Source organism: Corallococcus sicarius (assembly GCF_003611735.1).
Taxonomy (GTDB): Bacteria; Myxococcota; Myxococcia; order Myxococcales; family Myxococcaceae; genus Corallococcus; species Corallococcus sicarius.
The window spans coordinates 1-2,491 of record NZ_RAWG01000568.1 but is presented as its reverse complement, the minus strand read 5'-3'; the positions used below and the strand labels follow the sequence as shown (position 1 = coordinate 2,491).

Here is a 2,491-nt window from a genome sequence, read left to right as displayed (position 1 = left end):
CGGTGAACGAGCCCACCGTGGCGCCCGTCCCGGGCACGCCGTTCCGGGGCACGCCCGCGGTGGCCGGCGCGACGAAGCTGCCCTCACTCACGCCCGCGGTGCCCGCGGTGGGACGCGCCGCCGTGCCTCCGGGCATGGCTGCTTCGAAGCCCGCCGTGCCCGGTGTCCCGGCGGTCGCGCCCGCGCGCCCTGCGGCGGCGGCCGCGCCCCGTCCCGCCGCGGCCAGTCCGGGCGGCGGCATGTCCGACGACAAGCTGCGCGCCGTGTACGACGCCTACGTCACCGCGAAGCGCCGCTGCCAGGAGGACACGTCCAAGCTGTCCTACGAGTCGGTGGCGGCCACGCTGCGCAAGCAGGTGCCGGAGCTGCTCAAGCAGCACAACGCGAAGGCCGTCGAGTTCAAGGTCGTCATCAAGGACGGCAAGGCCTCGCTCAAGGCCGTGCCCAAGTAGGGGACGCGCGATGAACCACGACCTGGAATCCCTCAAGGCGCGGGTGGCGCGCCTGTCGGTGATGATCTTCGACATCGACGGCACGCTCACGGACGGCCGCATCTTCTGGGTGCCCAACTCCGGCTGGACGCAGATGTACAGCGTGCGCGACGGCATGGGCATCAAGCGGCTGCAGGAGGCCGGCATTGAAGTGGCCGCCATCTCCGGCGGTGACAGCCTCTCCGCGCAGATGCGCATGCAGTCGCTGGGCTTGCGCCACGTGCACTTCGGCAGCAGCGACAAGGTGGCGCACTTCGAGAAGCTGCTCGGCATCCTCAACGTGTCCGCGGAGCACTGCGGCTACATGGGTGACGAGGTCGTGGACCTGCCCCTGCTCAACGCGGTGGGCTTCTCCGCCACCGTGCCCGAGGCCCCGGACGAGGTGCGCTCACAGGTACACTACGTGGCCCAGCGCGCCGCCGGCTTCGGCGCCGCGCGCGAGGTGTGCGAGTTCATCCTGAAGCACCGGGCACGTGCCGCCCCAGGGCCCTTCTGACTCATCGTCAAACCGGTGGGGCTGGAAAATCCCCCAAACGTTCGCTCCTGAAAACCTGGTTGCCCCCGCCGTGAGTGCAGGTTGTCGCTCCCGGAGGCCATCCCTACGTTGCGCTGCCTGACGGTCGGTGGACGGCCCGAGACACGCGGGAGGCGACGGTGGGGATGCGGCGGATGTGGCTCGGACTGACTGCGGCGGTGGGGCTCGCCGTCTCCACCGGGTGCGGACAGTCCTCCGAGGACTCCGAGGCGCGGCTCGCGGTGCTGGAGGCCGAGGGCAAGCTGATGGACCGCGCCCTGGACACCGTCGAGGACCGGCTGATGGGCAGCCAGGGCCGGCTGGCGATGTGGAACGAGCTGGGGCGGCGTCACCAGGAGGTGAGCGCCATCCAGTGCAAGGTGGCCGACGCCCACATCGCCGCCATCGTGAAGCACTACGACAAGCAGGACCAGAAGGCGCGCGTCATCAAGCAGCGCAACTCGATGGCGTCCGCGGACACGTCCGTGCTCACGTCCGGCAAGGCGCCCTCGCAGCGCAACAACTGACCGCCGTGGGCCCTCAATGAGGTTGGCGCGCGGAGCGCTCGCGGTAGCGCCGCTCCACCTCGATGATGGCCCGGAGGGTCAAGCCCGGCATCCACCGGCGCAGGCGCCAGAACCAGCGTGCGTCCGCCATGGGCAGCACGTGCGGCGCGCCCTGGTCCACCGCGGTGAGCAGCCGCGCGGCCACCCACTCCGGTCCCCACTTCGCCCCGTCCACCAGCTTCGCGCCCATGCCCTTCATGGCCGGGTCGGAGAAGCGCGCGGACGCGGCGATGTTCGTGCGGAAGAACGTGGGACACGCCACCGTGACGCCCAGCCCCAGCGGGCGCAGCTCCGCGTAGAGCGTCTCCGACAGCGCGACGACGGCGGCCTTGGACGTGTTGTAGGCGCCCAGGTGCGGCGCGTACACCAGCCCCGCGAGCGAGGCGATGTTGAGCACGTGTCCGGAGCCCTGCTTGCGCATGCGGGGCACGAACGCGTGGCAGCCGTGGATGACGCCCCACAGGTTCACGTCCATCACGCGCCGCCACTCCGCGAGCGGCATCTCACCAATGGCCCCCGCGGCGCCGACGCCCGCGTTGTTGACGAGCAGGTCCACGCCGCCGAATGCGTCATCCGCGGCGCGCGCGAGCCCCTCCACCGCCTCCGCGTCGGTGACGTCGCACGGGTACACGTGCGCCTCGCCACCCAGCCCGGTGATGCGGCGGGCGGTCTCCTGGGCCGTGGCCGGGTCCACGTCCGACACCAGCACCCTGGCCTGACGGGACGCCAGGGCTTCACACAGCGCGCGGCCCAGGCCGCTGCCGGCTCCGGTCACCACGGCGCGAGGACGTGAGGGAAGAGTCATGGTTTCCAGGCTCCTGAAGACGTGAGGGGGGACGTCGTGACGCGACAGGGCTAGCACGCACGGCGAAGGGGTGGCCATGCACCCGTGTCGGGGCACGTCGGGTTCAAGGCGGACG

4 protein-coding genes are annotated in these 2,491 nt (G+C 71.3%); 3 read left to right on the top strand and 1 reads right to left on the bottom strand.

Annotation, left to right across the window (positions count from 1 at the left end):
• The 3 genes from D7X12_RS44845 to D7X12_RS40755 all read left to right on the top strand — a co-directional run.
• Positions 1–452, top strand: a 452-nt coding sequence (locus tag D7X12_RS44845) for an MXAN_5187 C-terminal domain-containing protein (protein ID WP_279637299.1), incomplete at its 5' end; no start/stop codon positions are given.
• A gap of 10 nt (positions 453–462) precedes the next feature.
• Positions 463–987, top strand: coding sequence for a KdsC family phosphatase (locus tag D7X12_RS40760; RefSeq protein WP_120630490.1), 525 nt, complete (start codon positions 463–465; stop codon positions 985–987).
• Positions 988–1,160: 173 nt separating this feature from the next.
• Entirely contained in the window at positions 1,161–1,532 is a 372-nt protein-coding gene (locus D7X12_RS40755; RefSeq protein WP_244225079.1) for a hypothetical protein, read from the top strand.
• 13 nt (positions 1,533–1,545) lie between these two features.
• On the opposite strand, the gene D7X12_RS40750 is transcribed toward D7X12_RS40755, so the two are convergent.
• Positions 1,546–2,376 (bottom strand): SDR family NAD(P)-dependent oxidoreductase, encoded by an 831-nt coding sequence (locus D7X12_RS40750; protein ID WP_120630488.1) that lies wholly within the window; start codon positions 2,374–2,376, stop codon positions 1,546–1,548.
• Positions 2,377–2,491: the final 115 nt, after the last annotated feature.